At 50.1% G+C, this 15,726-nt stretch carries 15 protein-coding genes and 1 tRNA gene; 10 read left to right on the top strand and 6 right to left on the bottom strand.

Going from position 1 to position 15,726, the window contains the following annotated elements; genetic code table 11:
* The first annotated feature begins 15 nt into the window (after positions 1-15).
* From QXT02_RS00385 to cofE, 4 genes are read left to right on the top strand one after another with little or no spacing between them, the layout of a single operon-like run.
* Complete coding sequence (locus tag QXT02_RS00385) at positions 16-1,635, top strand: tRNA uridine(34) 5-carboxymethylaminomethyl modification radical SAM/GNAT enzyme Elp3 (RefSeq protein WP_342811331.1); 1,620 nt, start codon at positions 16-18, stop codon at positions 1,633-1,635.
* Between the two features lie 30 nt (positions 1,636-1,665).
* Complete coding sequence (locus QXT02_RS00380) at positions 1,666-3,573, top strand: phosphoenolpyruvate carboxykinase (GTP) (RefSeq protein WP_342811330.1); 1,908 nt, start codon at positions 1,666-1,668, stop codon at positions 3,571-3,573.
* 52 nt (positions 3,574-3,625) lie between these two features.
* Positions 3,626-4,510: a dihydropteroate synthase gene (locus QXT02_RS00375; protein WP_342811329.1), complete on the top strand. Its 885-nt coding sequence runs from the start codon at positions 3,626-3,628 to the stop codon at positions 4,508-4,510.
* A 4-nt stretch (positions 4,511-4,514) separates the two neighbouring features.
* Positions 4,515-5,261, top strand: coding sequence for a coenzyme F420-0:L-glutamate ligase (gene cofE / locus QXT02_RS00370; protein WP_342811328.1), 747 nt, complete (start codon positions 4,515-4,517; stop codon positions 5,259-5,261).
* Between the two features lie 81 nt (positions 5,262-5,342).
* Here the strand turns inward: cofE and QXT02_RS00365 are convergent, their stop codons facing one another.
* On the bottom strand, positions 5,343-6,287 hold the full coding sequence (locus QXT02_RS00365) for a DUF2877 domain-containing protein (RefSeq protein ID WP_342811327.1): 945 nt from the start codon (positions 6,285-6,287) through the stop codon (positions 5,343-5,345).
* A gap of 169 nt (positions 6,288-6,456) precedes the next feature.
* Between QXT02_RS00365 and speD the strand changes: the two genes are divergently transcribed.
* From speD to QXT02_RS00350, 3 genes are read left to right on the top strand one after another with little or no spacing between them, the layout of a single operon-like run.
* Positions 6,457-6,804: an adenosylmethionine decarboxylase gene (gene speD, locus QXT02_RS00360; protein WP_342811326.1), complete on the top strand. Its 348-nt coding sequence runs from the start codon at positions 6,457-6,459 to the stop codon at positions 6,802-6,804.
* On the top strand, positions 6,791-7,855 hold the full coding sequence (locus QXT02_RS00355) for a bis-aminopropyl spermidine synthase family protein (RefSeq protein ID WP_342811325.1): 1,065 nt from the start codon (positions 6,791-6,793) through the stop codon (positions 7,853-7,855). The genes speD and QXT02_RS00355 overlap by 14 nt, the downstream gene beginning before the upstream one ends.
* Positions 7,856-7,888: 33 nt before the next feature.
* Positions 7,889-8,071, top strand: coding sequence for a hypothetical protein (locus QXT02_RS00350; protein WP_342811324.1), 183 nt, complete (start codon positions 7,889-7,891; stop codon positions 8,069-8,071).
* Here the strand turns inward: QXT02_RS00350 and QXT02_RS00345 are convergent.
* Positions 8,068-8,544, bottom strand: coding sequence for an ATP-binding protein (locus tag QXT02_RS00345; RefSeq protein ID WP_342811323.1), 477 nt, complete (start codon positions 8,542-8,544; stop codon positions 8,068-8,070). The two genes, QXT02_RS00350 and QXT02_RS00345, sit on opposite strands and share 4 nt — an antisense overlap.
* A gap of 61 nt (positions 8,545-8,605) precedes the next feature.
* On the opposite strand from QXT02_RS00345, the gene QXT02_RS00340 reads away from it, so the two are divergent.
* Positions 8,606-9,403, top strand: coding sequence for an S-adenosyl-l-methionine hydroxide adenosyltransferase family protein (locus QXT02_RS00340; RefSeq protein WP_342811322.1), 798 nt, complete (start codon positions 8,606-8,608; stop codon positions 9,401-9,403).
* Between the two features lie 6 nt (positions 9,404-9,409).
* Here QXT02_RS00340 and QXT02_RS00335 read toward each other — a convergent pair whose 3' ends face one another.
* The 4 genes from QXT02_RS00335 to QXT02_RS00320 form a co-directional block, all read right to left on the bottom strand.
* Positions 9,410-9,943: an archaemetzincin family Zn-dependent metalloprotease gene (locus QXT02_RS00335; RefSeq protein WP_342811321.1), complete on the bottom strand. Its 534-nt coding sequence runs from the start codon at positions 9,941-9,943 to the stop codon at positions 9,410-9,412.
* 35 nt (positions 9,944-9,978) lie between these two features.
* Positions 9,979-10,266: a hypothetical protein gene (locus QXT02_RS00330; RefSeq protein WP_342811320.1), complete on the bottom strand. Its 288-nt coding sequence runs from the start codon at positions 10,264-10,266 to the stop codon at positions 9,979-9,981.
* Positions 10,267-10,339: 73 nt separating this feature from the next.
* Positions 10,340-10,414 (bottom strand) — tRNA-Val (locus QXT02_RS00325).
* Between the two features lie 32 nt (positions 10,415-10,446).
* Positions 10,447-10,683 (bottom strand): hypothetical protein, encoded by a 237-nt coding sequence (locus QXT02_RS00320; RefSeq protein ID WP_342811319.1) that lies wholly within the window; start codon positions 10,681-10,683, stop codon positions 10,447-10,449.
* 109 nt (positions 10,684-10,792) lie between these two features.
* Here QXT02_RS00320 and QXT02_RS00315 point away from each other — a divergent pair, with 109 nt between their 5' ends.
* On the top strand, positions 10,793-11,977 hold the full coding sequence (locus QXT02_RS00315; protein WP_342811318.1) for an FprA family A-type flavoprotein: 1,185 nt from the start codon (positions 10,793-10,795) through the stop codon (positions 11,975-11,977).
* Between the two features lie 465 nt (positions 11,978-12,442).
* Positions 12,443-15,724, top strand: a complete 3,282-nt coding sequence (locus QXT02_RS00310; RefSeq protein WP_342811317.1) for a nitrous oxide reductase family maturation protein NosD — start codon at positions 12,443-12,445, stop codon at positions 15,722-15,724.
* The last annotated feature ends 2 nt before the right edge of the window (positions 15,725-15,726 follow it).

Raw genomic sequence — 15,726 nt, 5'->3', positions numbered from 1 at the left:
CTTAGGGGTGGTTGGATGGAGGCCTTTACAACTGCCAGCCGCGAAGCAATTCGGAGAATTCTGAGGCAGGGAACTATTGATCCTCAAGGTTTGTCAAGAATCAAAACTGAGATCTGCCGGGAATTTAAACTTCCCCGCCCGCCGAGAAACTCGGAACTGCTAGCTCTCGCCACCCCTGAAGAAAGGTCTAAGCTCATCACAATCCTCCGGCTTAAGCCGGTGCGATCCATTTCAGGCGTCACCGTGATCACCGTCATGCCCAAGCCCTATCCCTGCCCGACGGAGCAAACCTGCATTTACTGTCCCGGGGGCCCTGATTACAACACCCCGAAATCATACACGGGGAAGGAGCCCGCCGCGGCCCGGGCGCTTCAGCACAACTATGACCCCTACGCTCAAGTAAGCAGCAGGATTGAGCAGCTGCGCGCCATCGGTCATGAAGTGGACAAGGTCGAGCTGGTAGTCTTCGGCGGGACTTTAACCTGCTATCCAAAGGATTACTTAGAATGGTTCATCACGCAATGCCTGAACGCCATCACAGGGGGGAGGGCAAAAAGCCTGCACGAGGCCCAGACGGAGGCCGAGAAGTCTGCCATCCGCGTCAGCGACATAGCTATAGAAACTCGTCCGGATTACTGCAGAGAGTCCCAAGTTGATTTCCTTCTTGGTTTGGGAACCACGAGGGTGGAGTTGGGCGTCCAAACGGTTTACGATGATGTTTATCAAATCGTGAAACGTGGCCACACCGTTGAGGATGTCGTGGAGGCCGTGCGGATAGCTAGGGATTCTGGCTTTGCCATCGTCTTCCACATGATGCCCAACCTCCCAGGATCCAGCTATGTGCGGGATCTAGAAATGTTCAGGACAATTTTCAGCGATGAGAGGTTCAAACCCGACGCTCTGAAAATTTATCCCACGCTAGTTTTGCCGGGGACAGGTCTGTATGAGATGTGGCGCCGTGGAGAGTACAAACCCTACTCTTTTGAGAAACTTGTTGATTTAATCATAGAGGTAAAGAAAATGACGCCGAAGTGGATTAGGATCCAGCGAATCCAGCGGGACATACCGGCAAATCTGGTGGCCGCGGGCGTCAAACGTGGTGATCTCAGGGCCTTGGTTCAAGAAAGATTAAAGCAACAGGGTCGGGCTTGTCGTTGCATCAGGTGTCGAGAGGTCGGGCATGTTAGCTACAAAACGGGTTTTGAGCCCCGACCCGAAGACATCGAGCTGGTAACTGAAAAGTATCGTGCCTCCGGGGGTACCGAGATTTTTCTCTCCTTTGAGGATATGGCAAATGATGTGCTGATCGGACTATTGCGGTTGAGGGAGCCGTCGGAAAAAGCCCATCGGCCCGAGGTCAGACTAGGCGATGCCACCATCGTCCGAGAGTTACACGTTTACGGCCCACTGGTGGGGGTGGGTCGAGTAGCTGGCCCGAGCGAATGGCAGCACCGAGGCTGGGGGGAACGGCTTCTGCAGGAGGCGGAACGAGTCTCCCGAGAAGAGATTGGGGCTAGGAAGATCTTAGTACTGGCCGGGATTGGGACGCGAGAGTACTACCACAGGTTAGGATACGACCGGGAAGGGCCCTATATGTCCAAAAGGCTGGTCCCAACCCATGACAGTAAAACTTAAACGAGGGGGCTTTCAGTAGCAATCGATACTATGTGTGAAGGAACTGGTCTAAGTATCCTTGAACGGAAGTTGAGCAAAGAAAACCTTGGCAAACTGCTGGCGATAGATAACCCAGCTCTACATGAGTTTGTGGCCAAGTATGTGGGACATTGTAACCCCGACGATGTCTTCGTCAGCACGGGCACGGATGAGGAGCTGAAGTTCATTAGAGAAGAAGCCATCAGGACGGGTGAGGAAAGAAGGCTCGCGATAGAGGGGCATACTATTCACTTCGACGGTTATTATGATCAGGCTAGGGACAGAAAAAACACCCGGCTGCTCCTGCCTAAAGGTGTCGACTTAGGACTGGGGGCGCTGGCTGCCGGTGAGAGCCTCGGTCAGCTGGAAAGGGAAGCCGGACTGAGGGAGATCCACGTCCTGCTGAAGGACATCATGAAAGGACACAGGCTTTACGTCTTATTTTTCTGTCTTGGCCCACTTAACTCTGATTTTTCTATCCCCTGTCTTCAGCTGACCGATTCTCCTTATGTGGCCCACAGCGAGAACCTGCTCTACCGGCAGGGATACTCGGAGTTCAGGAGGCTGGGCAGAAAGGCGAGGTTCTTCAAGTTTGTTCATTCGGAAGGTGAACTCGTTAACGGAGTCAGCAAGAACATTGACAAGCGCAGGATTTACGTTGACCTTACTGATGAGACGGTCTACAGTGTCAACACGCAGTATGGCGGCAACACGATTGGGTTGAAAAAGCTGGCAATGCGGCTGGCGATAAAGCGGGCTTCAGAGGAAGGTTGGCTAACCGAGCATATGTTCATTATGGGAGTTCACGGCCCGGGTGGTAGGTTGACCTACTTCACCGGGGCCTTCCCCTCCCTCTGCGGCAAGACTTCCACCTCGATGATGCGTGGTGAAAAAATAGTTGGGGATGATATCGCCTATCTGAGGATAAGACACGGGAAAGTCAGGGCCGTCAATGTCGAGTGCGGGATGTTTGGGATAATCCAAGGCATTAACTCCAAAGACGATCCGATACTCTGGAAGGCGCTTCACAGTCCCGGGGAAATAATTTTCTCCAACGTCTTGATGCTGGACGACGGCAGCGTTTACTGGATCGGTCACGACGGCGAGGTGCCCAAGCGGGGAATCAACCATTCTGGGGAATGGTATCCAGGAAAGAGGGACGCCGAGGGCAATGAAATCCCCCCCTCACACAAGAACGCGAGGCTAACGCTAAACATGAGGCTCTTGGAAAACCTTGACCCCAGAATAGAGGATCCTGAGGGGGTGGAGATCTCAGGAATCATTTATGGTGGAAGAGATTCAGACACCTGTGTGCCGGTTGAGGAGGCGTTCAACTGGGTTCATGGGATAGTGACCAAAGGAGCCTCGCTGGAGTCCGAGGTCACAGCGGCGGTCTTAGGAAAGGAGGGCACGAGGGAGTTCAACCCGATGGCCAATCTGGATTTTCTCTCCATCCCGCTGGCGAAATATATTGAGATAAACCTGAAGTTCGGCGCCAAGCTGGAGAAGCCGCCCAAAATATTCTCGGTGAACTATTTCCTCAAGGAGGGCGGCAATTACCTGACCGATAAGCTTTACAAGGCAGTTTGGCTGAAGTGGATGGAGCTTCGCTGCCACAACGAGGTCAAGGCTAGGAAAACACCCACCGGACTCATCCCGCTCTATGATGACCTCAGGGTGCTCTTCAAGCGGGTGCTCAACATCGACTACGCCAAGGAGGACTACCTGAAGCAGTTCAAGCTGAGAATACCGGAGCATTTGGCCAAGATAGACCGGATCTTAAAGATTTATTCCGCCAAGGTGCCGAACACCCCGCGAGAGGTATTTGTGGAGCTGGAGAACCAGAGGCAGAGGCTGACTCAAGCTAGGGAAAAGTATGGGGACTATGTTTCACCCGAGAACTTTGAGATAGTGGCTTAATTTCTTGGGGCATCGTTTTATTGCCTTGGATCAAAGTGATTATGGTGCTTTAGTGGTCATTGCAAGGCTAGATAAAGTTGTGGTCGGGAATGGTCAGCCCACTGTGATCATTGGGGCGATCAACCTCAGCGAGGGTTCCTTTTATCCGGGATCTGTTGTTGGGAATCTCCGAGACGTCGTTAAACGGGCGGGGGAGATGGTGGATGAAGGTGCCCAGATCATCGACATCGGTGCCATGGCCACCGGGCCCAGGTCACAACCGATTTCAGAACAACAGGAAATGCGGAAGCTGATACCAGCCATCAGAGCCGTTGCCGGTGAGGTCGATGTTCCGATTTCAGCCGACACCCAAAGGGCCGCTGTTGCCGAAGCTGCAGTTGCAGCGGGGGCTTCGATAATTAACGACGTCAGCGGACTCAAGGCTGATGAAGGCATGGCTGAAGTTATATCGAAAACCGGTTGCTCAGCTATTCTGATGGCCGCTAAAAAATTTCCTGGAGATGTATATACAATTGCCGAAATCAAAGAAGCGCTCCTGTCAAGTCTTGAGATTTGTCGCAGACATAACATCTCGTTAAAAAAAGTCGTCGTTGACCCTGCGTTTGGGCAATGGCCGGCAAGACTTGACCGGTTAGGTCCTCGAGCGAGAAAAAAGTTTGGGGACGGTGATTATAGTTTGGCAACCTACCTAGACCTCCGGATCCTGGTAAAACTAAGGGAAATTAAAACTGGCCGACCCATCTGCCTTGGTATATCGAGAAAATCTTCAATAGGCGAGATACTAAATCTTCCTGACCCTAGAGAGAGGCTCTACGGCTCACTGGCCGCGGCCGCCATTGCCGTCGTCAACGGAGCCCACGCGCTGCGGACCCACGACCCGCTTGAAACACTGCAAGCAGCTAGAATCGCTGAAGCGATCAGGGACGCGGTAGGGTGAGATTGTGGAAGTTCTGGGACTGAGCCTACCCATAATCGAGTCAGGAGATGATCTTCCATCAATGATACTGAAAGCAGCCGATCAGATCGGGGGACTGCGCGACGGCGACATTGTCGTGGTTTCTTCAAAGGCAGTGGCCGCAGCCGAAGGAAGAATCAAAGATCTGTCAAAAATCAGACCGTCACAGAGGGCAAAAAAAATCGCGGCTAAAAGCGGACAACCACCCGAGTTTGTGGAACTGATTCTGCGCGAGGCAGACAGGGTGCTCCGGATCCACAGAGGAGTCGTGCTGACGATAAAGGACGGAATAATCTGCGCCAATGCGGGAGTAGATCTATCCAATGCCCCGAAGGGTAAGGCTATACTTCTACCGCGGTATCCCCAAAAATCCGCAGAGAGACTCAGGCTTGCGCTGATCTCGGGGGCGAGTGTCAAGGTCGGAGTGGTGATCTCTGACAGCATCGTTCACCCGCTGAGGCTTGGCACCGTTGGTCAGGCGATAGCCACCGCGGGAATCGAGCCCGTCATTGACTGCCGGGGCAAGCTTGACATCTATGGAAAGCCGTTGAAGATAACTTACCGGGCAACGGCTGACCAGCTCGCCACGGCCGCGCAGCTGGTGATGGGAGAAGCGGGTGAACGAATTCCCGTTGCCGTCGTGCGAGAGGCAGAGGTTGAATTGACCGATAGCCCCAAATATTCACCAAAGATCCCGCTTCATCAATGTCTATATTATGGCAGCAGCAGATAGTAAAAGTCCGGTCGGGTTTATTTAAGCTTAATTTCTCCCATCATTTCTTACCCCTAATTATGGTCAGATTGGACTAGCTATTTATCTAAACATCATTTTAAGGGTGATTTTTATACCAAGGAGAAGCCCAACCAGCGTGTCCATTCCGGAGGTGCTGCCGAAATTCATTAAATTGGATATCAAAACATTCAAGGTGGAAAGTTCTCCTGATAGTATGGCCTGATACAGGTTCACCAAAACCTCATTTACTTCCCCGTGTGCCGCAAGCCTCAACAGTTGGGAACCAAGAAGAGTTGTGGCTTCCGCAGGGGAAATTATGGCTTCGTTAATCTTTCGGAAAAAATCATCCCACTTATCAAAAGATTGGGAAACCCAATGGATAGCGCTGATGTAACCAATGAGCAAATCATCGGCTGACGGAGTCAGTCCGGGTCCTAGCCCGATAAGCTTGTTGACCGCAGTTTTGATGCCATGGATATCCCCCTCCGTGGTCGCCCGCACTAAATCGACCAGTTGTGGTAGCGCTGCTTGGGAAACATCGTTAACCGCAACTAAATGGGGTGCTTCTAAGTTGAGTATTGAATCCAGATAGGGCAACAGCTGCCCTAAACCCTCGGATCGCGGCCGAGCTAGAGCGACTTCCTCTACTTTGCTTAAGGCTTTTTTAATCTGGGTCGGGTCCGCTGGATCTTTGACCCTGTTTGGAGGTCTCCAGACTCCAGCCTCGGTGAGGTCGATATGGAGAACATCACCCACCGACACAAAATCTCCGGACACTTTGGCTTGCAAGCCCTTTTTAATACCCAATTCCGGTATTTTTTCCGGGGGAGAAATATCGGTTCTCAGGTCCATTGGGCTAAGGGGCACTTCGCTTCTCGTGATGCCTACCAGGCCATTATCGAACAAGACGTTGAATGTTCTTTCGAAAACGCTGTAAACTTTACCATCCCTCTGAGCGCCCAATAAATCGGATGCGAATTTGCCGGCCATCAGACCCTTGGCCTGCCTCATTTTGCTCAGAACCACCACCTTTTTCGGAGGATTACCGAAACAACTTCATCTTAAGCCTAGTTATTATTAGCGCCGGTTTCTTCAGAAAAATTTTAAAATAAATTTTTTGAAATAACAATAATGATGAGTAGTTCAAAACTATCCACAACCCGCAAAAATTCGACGGTTACATGGGGTGTGAGCCATGAGCATCCATGTTATCGCCGAATTTTTGGGCGTGGCGGCGCAGAAGATTTCCCGAGTAGAACCACTCCGGGAAATCCTAGACCGAGTGATAATTAAATCAGGTTTAAAACCCATTAACTCCGCTTTTCATCAGTTTGAGCCGCACGGTGTTTCTGCCTTCTATCTTTTGCGAGAATCCCACCTAAGCATTCACACGTGGCCGGAACATGAATATGCAGCAATTGATATTTTTTGTTGCGGTTCCGAGAAAAAGGCCATCAAGGCGCTTGATCTTCTAATAAAGTGGCTGAAGCCGAAAAAAGTTAAAAAGCGGCTCTTGAGGAGGGATCCTAATGAAAAAGGTTGAAGAATATGTCCTCTGCCAGTTGACCTCTGGAGTTGATTCTTTCTGGGGCCTATGCGAGCGTAGCCCATTTCCACTAAGTGAGATTATCAGGACAATAGACTCGCTGAAAAGAAATGGTTACATCAGTATCAATGGAGCCGGTATCAAGCCCAATAAAAAAGGAATTAAAGCGATTGATTGTGGTTCTGGGGTTCGTGCCGGCGAAATCTGCCATTGTTGTGATGGAAAAGGAGTTGTGGTGGGTGAGAAATTCCAAAAAATTATCGCTGATTTTAGGGAAATCGTGAAGGATAGGCCGGTTCCGTCACTTAAATTTTTTCAGGGCTACATGAGGGAGGAGGACGTTATTGTAAGAGCGGCCTTGATGCATCGGCATGGTGATCTTAGAAGCCGGGAAATCGTATTGATGGGAGATGACGATCTGCTGAGCGTCGCTTTATCGCTCACCAAGATGCCGGCAAGGATCTGCGTGCTTGATGCGGACGAAAGGTTGGAAGAATTCCTCAAGGCAGTAAACCGGGAGCACGGGTTTGAAATAGAATTCATTAAGTACAACGTGGAGGATCCCTTGCCCAAAAAAATGATAGGGGCCTTTGATGTCTTTTCCTCAGAACCCCTTGAAAGCATTAGCGGATTGAAGGCCTTTGTTGTCCGTGGGGTCAGCTGCCTGAAGGAAAACGGGGTGGGATACTTCGGTTTAACTACTCTCGAGGCCTCGCGCAGTAAATGGCTACAGATAGAAAAGCTGCTGGGTAAGATGAACTGTGTGATTACGGATATCATCAGGGATTTTTCAAGGTACCCGATGAAATACGACGCGGTGGATTACGAGATCTTCGCCAAAGAGCTTCCATTTCCTGTGGGGCCGAATCCGGGGATAGACTGGTATCGATCAACGCTGTTTAGATTCGAAGTGGTTAGCCGGCCCAGACCCTGCATCTCTCCATATCAGCGTTTCAGGATTAAATCGGTGGACGAGGAAGAAGATCTGACTCATCCCATGGGCTTCAAAACCATCAGAAAACTAAGCCCACCCGAAAGAGGAACTTAAATACTCACGTTAACCTAACAATTGGTGACCTAAATGAAATGTCCCAAATGCTGGGATGAGATTGAGCTGGTAAAGTGTCCTAAGTGCGGCGGCGGAATCTCGGTGGATGAACTCAAGACTTTATTGCTGACGTATCTGCCCTGTTCAGTTCCCGAGCACATGGAAAAACGCATGGCAGGGCTCAAAGTCCGACCATTAGGACCCCCCGTTAATTAAGTCCCGCCGTCGCCTGAAAAACCGACCCTTGAGGCCATGTACTTTAATATTAAGTCAACAGCGTCATCAGCCACCAAAGTATCTGTGTCTATGACGATTTCTGGAGACTCTGGAACCTCCATCTGGCTGTGTATGATGCGAACTGCCTTTTCATCAATCCTATCCTTCCTGAGCTCGTTTCTCTTCAGGCAGGTTGGCAGCGAACATCTGAGATAAATGGTGATGGTCTTCTCACCATTTCTTTTCGCAATCTCTTCAATTTCGTCCCTCCAAGCCCGTTTGTAAAAGGTCCCATCCAAGATGAGATATTTTGCCGAACGGATGTACCTTTCCACTTCAGCAAACAGGTGCCGATAAACCTTTCTCCTGAAATTAGCAGTTGAGATGAGCTTGGAACCGCTAAGCTTCTCGGCGAGCTTTCGGGCAATCTCCGTCTTGCCTGAACCCGGTGGCCCGCAGAAAACCAATATCATCACAATTCATTTTGAAAGCTGATAAATTATTAACTTCTCCAAAATAATCTTTGGGCGAAACATGCCGGTTATAGCTCTTCTCTCGGATTTGGGGGAAAAGGATTACTTCGTTGGGGCAATGAAAGGAGCAATACTTTCAATAAATCCCAAAGTGACGATAGTTGACATTACCCATGAAGTGCCTAGGCATGATATTTTCACTGCAGCGTTCATGCTGGTAAACGCCGCCGAAACTTTCCCAAACGGAACCATTTTCGTCGTCGTGGTGGATCCCGGAGTTGGTACAGAGAGGAGGGACATTCTGCTCCGCACTAATAACGATTTTCACTTCATCGGCCCTGACAATGGGGTTTTCACCTTGGTTGCCCGGCGGTTTGGTGTGAAGGAGATCAGGGAGCTGACCAATCGAAAGCTGATGAGGGAAAGTATATCTGCCACCTTTCACGGGCGCGACGTCTTTGCCCCAGTAGCCGCGCATCTGAGTTTGGGGGTCAGGACATCGGAGGTGGGTCCCGTTCTGCCAAATCTGAAAAAATTGGACTTGGCAGAGGCAGAAATGGTGGGAGGGGAAATAAGCGGAGAGGTGGTGGCTATCGATGGATTTGGGAATCTTCTGACCAACATCGGTCGTAATCTCATCGAAACATTTGCGAGACTTGGCGACGTCTTAAAGCTAGAAATATCCGGGAAAAATTTGCCCGCGAAGTTCGTCAGGACCTTCGGCGAAGTCGGCCCGGGCGAGGTTCTCTGCTACGTAGGTAGCGCTGGTGTTCTTGAAATCGCAAAGAACTTGGGAAATCTCGCTGAAGATCTCGGTGCTCACGCCCACCTTAAAATCAGGTTGAAGAAGACAGGATAACATCTTTCAAAACCGATGGAGGAGCTTCGCACGACATCTGGAGCAAAAATGGGAAGATTTTCTATCTACCTCCAGAATGCTATTTGAAAAATTCATAACACACTTCGGGTCATCACAGTGGTTGAGTCCGAAGACATGGCCCAGCTCATGAATTGCTTCTTTCCGAGTTCGATTCCAAAGTAGCTCAAAATCCGGAGCTTGCCCGTAGAAACTAGGGTTCAGACGATGTATTGATACCAGAGCCCCTCGTCCCAAGAGTTGAGACAGCCCAAAAACGAAATTAAGTTTCGGTACGTAAAGATCCACGCCAACAATCCCGAGGATGACATTGTCCCTATCCGCTCCAAAAAGCAAATGGCGAAGAACACTCTCAGCTCGGTACTGCCGACGCTGAGCATCAAACGCGGTCGATGGGATACTCTTCCGTGTAGTTACCCCACATTCATCAGCAAGAGGCTTGAATGTCTCGATCAGCATTGCTGGCAGTCGCTGAAGGAGTAGGTCTGGTATACTGCCGATAGCGACGATTTCAATTTTCATGCTCTCAGATCACTTGGTCCTATCAGTCCAAATCTTTATCGAGACGATCCTGTTGATTTCTTCATTTTCAAGTAGAGAACTCTTAACAAACGCTTCGTGTTCAGGAAAGCGAGATAAAACCAATCGCTAACGCTGGCGTAGGTGAACGGAACTTCAATTCCAAGCTCCCGGGCAATTTCATAGCGCAAATTTCCATCGATGATGACGCCGCCGATTTTCGAAACCTTGATGGGCTCCCTTATGCCGCATTTGGAGATTTCTTTCTTCAATCTTCTCCTCTCCTCATCGGTATGGATGACCCACCAGAGGGGAAAATGCCTCATGATCTCGCCTCGTTCTCGTCAAAATCTGTCGAGCGTGGCTTCCCCAGGAGTCATAAAGCACGCGCGCAGTCTCTGGTGGGCCCGCGGGGATTCGAACCCCGGTATCTACCGTGTGAGGGTAGTGTCTTGACCACTGGACCACGGGCCCAAGCTAAATCTTTCCTAGCGCTATTAATCCTTTTATTTTTCCAGCTCCTCAAATAGGCGCTCCAGCCTGGCCAACATCTCGCGCTTCAGTCCTATGAAGACCCCGCCCTCTTTGCCGCTGGCGTAGGTGGACTCATTCGGTCTTATGATCTCATTCAAGATTGGTGCCTCGATGTCGATGTGGGGGATCTTCGAGCGCGTGAGCGGGTCTCGCTTGTGGATGTAAACTTTCGCTGGAATTTCTATCTTGCTCTCCGCCGGCCCAGTCATTATATCACCGAACCCACTTCTCTCGCGGCTCCTTAACCATTAACGGTGAACTAATCCACGCAGAGCAAGACATTTATCCTCAGGAAATTAATTAGCTTTGGAAGTTTGCATGCCACCGGTTAAAGTTTTGGAGGACATCTACTGGGTCGGGGCCGTGGACTGGAATATTAGAAACTTCCATGGTTTCACCTACACCACCCACCGCGGCACGACCTATAATGCCTACCTGATTCTGGATGAGAAGATCGCCCTGGTGGATACCGTCTACGGTCCGTTCGCCGGGGAGATGATGGAGAGGATAAAGGAGGTGGTCGACCCCGCAAAGATAGACTACATCATCGCCAACCACGTGGAGACCGACCACTCCGGAGCGATTGCCGAGGTCCTGAAACACGCGTCACGGGCCAAGGTCATCGGCACGGCCAGGTGCAAGGCAGGTCTGGAGAAGCACTACTTCGGTAACTGGGACTTTCAGGTGGTCAAGACAGGGGATGAGCTCAACCTCGGCAGCAGGACCTTGAAGTTCATTGAGGCGCCGATGCTGCACTGGCCCGACAGCATGTTTACTTACATCGAGAAGGACGCGCTGCTGCTGCCCAACGACGCCTTCGGCCAGCATCTCGCCTCCTCGGGCCGTTTTGACGACGAGGTAGATGAGGCAGTGCTGATGGCCGAGGCCGCCAAGTACTACGCCAACATCCTCTGGCCCTTCAGCACCCTGATCCTGAGGAAGATTGAGGAAATTCAGAAACTTGGGTTAAAGATCAACATGATCGCGCCCAGCCATGGGGTCATCTGGAGAAAGGACCCGATGAAGATCGTCCAAGCTTACATCAGCTGGGCCAAGGGTGAAGCGAAGAGAAAGGTGCTGGTCGTCTACGACACGATGTGGGGCAGCACCGAGAAGATGGCCAAAGCGATGGTCGAGGGGCTGAGGAGCGAGGGGGTGGAGGTGATGCTGTTCCGGCTTCCCTGCTCCGACCGCAGCGATGTCGTCAAGGAACTCCTCGACGCCCGGGGGCTGGTGGTGGGCTCGGGCACCATTAACAACGGCATCTTACCGACGGTGGCACCCTTCCTTGAGGATCTGGTGGGCCTGAAACCGCGAGGTAAGGTGGCCGCGGCCTTCGGCTCCTACGGCTGGGGCGGCGGGGCGGTGAAGCACATCGAAGAATCGCTGACGAAGGCGGGGATGAAGCTGGTCCTGCCGGGATTATCCGTCAACTGGGTGCCGAACAAAGAGGAGCTGCAGAGGAGCTTCGAGTTCGGGAAGGAGTTCGCCAAAAAGCTGTAATTTTTAATTTTTGACAACCCGAAGATAGCGGGCAGTCTAGAAAATCTCAATTAGATGTTAATTGAAACCTTTATTAATGCGTCATTTAAACTACGTTGGTCTAAGGATTATTCTTGTGCCAAATTTTGGTCAAAGTTAACTACTCACCTCCTTAAATAGTTCTTCTTTCATAAATAAATACGTAAAAGGTAAAGATCTGGAAACGTGTATATCAATAAGATGATTTTTGCCGCGGTCGGACCACTACCATTGATCTTTCTATCGCCTAGCCGCATCCACTCCATAGCTACGAAAACTCCGAATGCTCGCCTAGCAATTCCGAGCTGTAGCTTAAAGGAGGAGGTTAAGCCACGAACAAGAGGCTTTTGATCCCTTATTTGGGGACAATTTGTCTCTTTACGTTGCTGATACTTACCTTTCTTCCTAAATCCCAAGCTCAACCTTCATCACGGGGACCGATCTTCATTGAGAACGACGATTTTTTTTAACCCGGAGAACGGCGTCAACGGCGGCGGCTCTGGCACCGTTGACGATCCTTACATCATCGAAAACTGGGCCATCGACGCGTCGAGCGCACACGGAATATGGATCGAAAACACGACTAAATATTTTGTCATCCGGAACTGCTTGATCGAGAACGGAGGAGTTTCCCACCACGGAATCTACTTGTATAACGTTAGGAATGGAAAAATCGAGAACAACACCTGCACAAACAACAATTACGGCATCTACTCACACTACTCGTCTTACGATAACCTGACCAACAATGCTTGCGAGAATAACGACTACGGCATGTACATATACAACTCGGTAGAAATCATCATTGAGAACAACACTTGCTCGAACAACATCAGCTGCGGAATTTACATGGAGTCCTCGTCCCACGATAACCTGATCAACAACACATGCTCCAATAACACCAGTGGCTACGGCATCTTCCTGAATGATTCAGACTATAACGTCATAGACAACAACACATGCGATTATAACAACGACAGCGGCATCTACATATACGCGGATGAATCCTCGGACAACGTCGTTCTCGAGAACAATCTATGTGAGGGCAACGGTTCCTCAGGCATATATGTAGATTACTCCTCCACCACCCTACTCAATGCCACGTTCAGAAACAACACTTGCTCGAACAATATCAATGGCTACGGCATTTACTTGTCATCGAGTGAATCTTCGAACAACGTTGTCTTTGAAAACAATACCTGCGAATATAACTCATACGGAGTCTACATATATTACAGCTCGGCTCCTCTGCTCAACGCAACATTGAACAAAAACACTTGCTCAAACAACTCCGGCTATGGCATCTACGTATTTTCAGTTGGATCTTCGGAGAGCGCCACTATTGAAAACAACACCTGCGAATATAACTCCAGCCACGCCATCTATCTATCCTATCCCTCCGTAGTAACATTGTCCTACGCCACTATCAGGAATAACGTGTGCTCACACAACTCCGGCGATGGTATCTGCTTGGAGCACTCAGATAACACCATCGTCGAGAACAACACCTGCGAATATAACTCCGCTAATGGCATCGAGCTGTACTACTCCACAAACAACACCTTGTACAACAACACGTGCTCCAACAACACCAACGGCTACGGAATCTGCATATATTCTGACTCTCAGGTCGAAGCCACGCTAGAGAACAACACCTGCGAGGGCAACGGCTCCCATGGAATCTACCTGAACACAAATGGTGACCTGTCTTACGTCACCATCAGGAACAACACATCCTCTAACAACCTTAACGGTTACGGCATATACATAGGGTGCAATTCTCTTTCAAACGCTATACTCGACAACAACACTTGCTCTAACAACGTTTATTCTGGCATCGGCATATATCCAACATCCTGCGACGGCATCACACTTGAAAACAACACCTGCGAATTCAATGATTTGAATGGCATCCACATAAGAAGCTCCAATTTCTTATCAAACATCATCGTCATGAACAATGCTTGCTCCAACAATGATTGGCACGGTATCCACGTAAGGAGCTATGATTCACTCTCTAACCTCACCTTGAGCAATAATGTATGCTCCAACAACTACTACGAAGGCATCTTCTTGGGTTCTTGGCATTCTTATGTGCCCATAGACAACGCCACCATCGAGAACAACATTTGTAATTATAACGGTGAAGGCGAGGGGGGTGGGGATGGTATTTACATAGGTTGTGACTACCTATCACTTGTCACGATAAACAAAAACACATGCTCAAACAACGACGGCTATGGTATTTATATATATTCGGAGAGCTTTTCCGAAAGTGCCACGCTCGAGAACAATACCTGCGAGGGCAACTACTACGATGGCATATATATAGCGGCATACCCCCTACTCAGCTCCACCCTCAAGAACAACACATGCCCCAACAACGACTACGGGATCTACATATATTCTGGAGATTCCTCAGACAACGCAGTACTTGTGAGCAACACTTGCGAGAACAACAATGACGGTGGTATCTACTTGGAATACGCTTACGGCGTGTCCAACGCTATTCTCAGGAACAACGACAGCAATAACAACACCAACGGTTACGGCATCTACGTGTATTCGGATGGAACCGAGGACAACGCCACCATTGAAAACAACACGTGCAAGAACAACTACTACGGCATCTACATACAAAGCTTTGAAAAAACGAATATCCTCAAAAACACATGTTCAAACAACTCCAGCTACGGTATCTATCTGAACAATTCTTACAGGAACTTCATCAAGAATAACTACATCGACAACAATGCCCACGGAATATATATTGATGGGAGCACCTCATTTGCCATAATTCGCTTCAACCGCATCACAAACAACACAGAGGTGGGCTCTGGGATTCACGTTGAGACTGGAGTTAACAGCACGGGAATAACTGTGAACCACAATGACATCGTCGGCAACTCCAAAGCGGGTAACTACGGGATCTACAACGGTGGTGATGGAGAACTCAACGCCCGCTACAACTGGTGGGGTCACTCCAGCGGGCCGGGCGGAGTCGGTCCGGGCACAGGAGACAACGTCAGCGCGAACGTGAACTACGCGCTTTGGCTCACGGCTCCCTTTGAAAATACCGTTTCAAAACAGACGTCTCAGAATGTCGTACAAGGAACTAATACTGTCAGCTTATCGAGCGTGGCCGACATCACCTTGGACGCTGCTCAAGCCGGTGAGGTCTCGATAACCGTGATAACGAACCTCTCCGGGGTTACTCTTCCTGAGGGCTTGCTTCAGGCGGGGTTGTTTGTGGATATAAGCACTTCTGAGAACATAGCGGAAAACATACGTATCACCTTCCACTACACCGATGAAGATGTGGCGGGAATGGACGAGACCTCGCTGAAGATCTACTGGTGGAGTTCGACCGACAACGCTTGGCATCCTTGTGATAACATCGTCGTAGATACGGCGAACAACACCGTTTCGGGATGGGTCAACCACCTGACGCTGTTCGGCATCTTTGGAAGTCCCACTCCACCGCTCGCACCGCCCCAGCCCACACCTACACCTACCCCAACCCCATCCCCCACACCAACTCCAACGCCCACGCCAACACCAACCCCATCCCCGACGCCAACTCCCAAACCTACAGCACCTCAGCCAACCGTGCCGCCTCTGGGGGTGCCACCTGTGCCTCTGGAATTGATCATAATCCCCGGCCTGATTCTGGTCTTCTTGGTGATAGCGGTCGGTATTATATTGGACAGGCTATCCAAGAAAATCTAACA

The organism is Hadarchaeum sp. (SeqCode), from assembly GCF_038871235.1.
GTDB lineage: Archaea > Hadarchaeota > Hadarchaeia > Hadarchaeales > Hadarchaeaceae > Hadarchaeum.
This window is presented reverse-complemented; position numbering and strand designations above follow the sequence as displayed.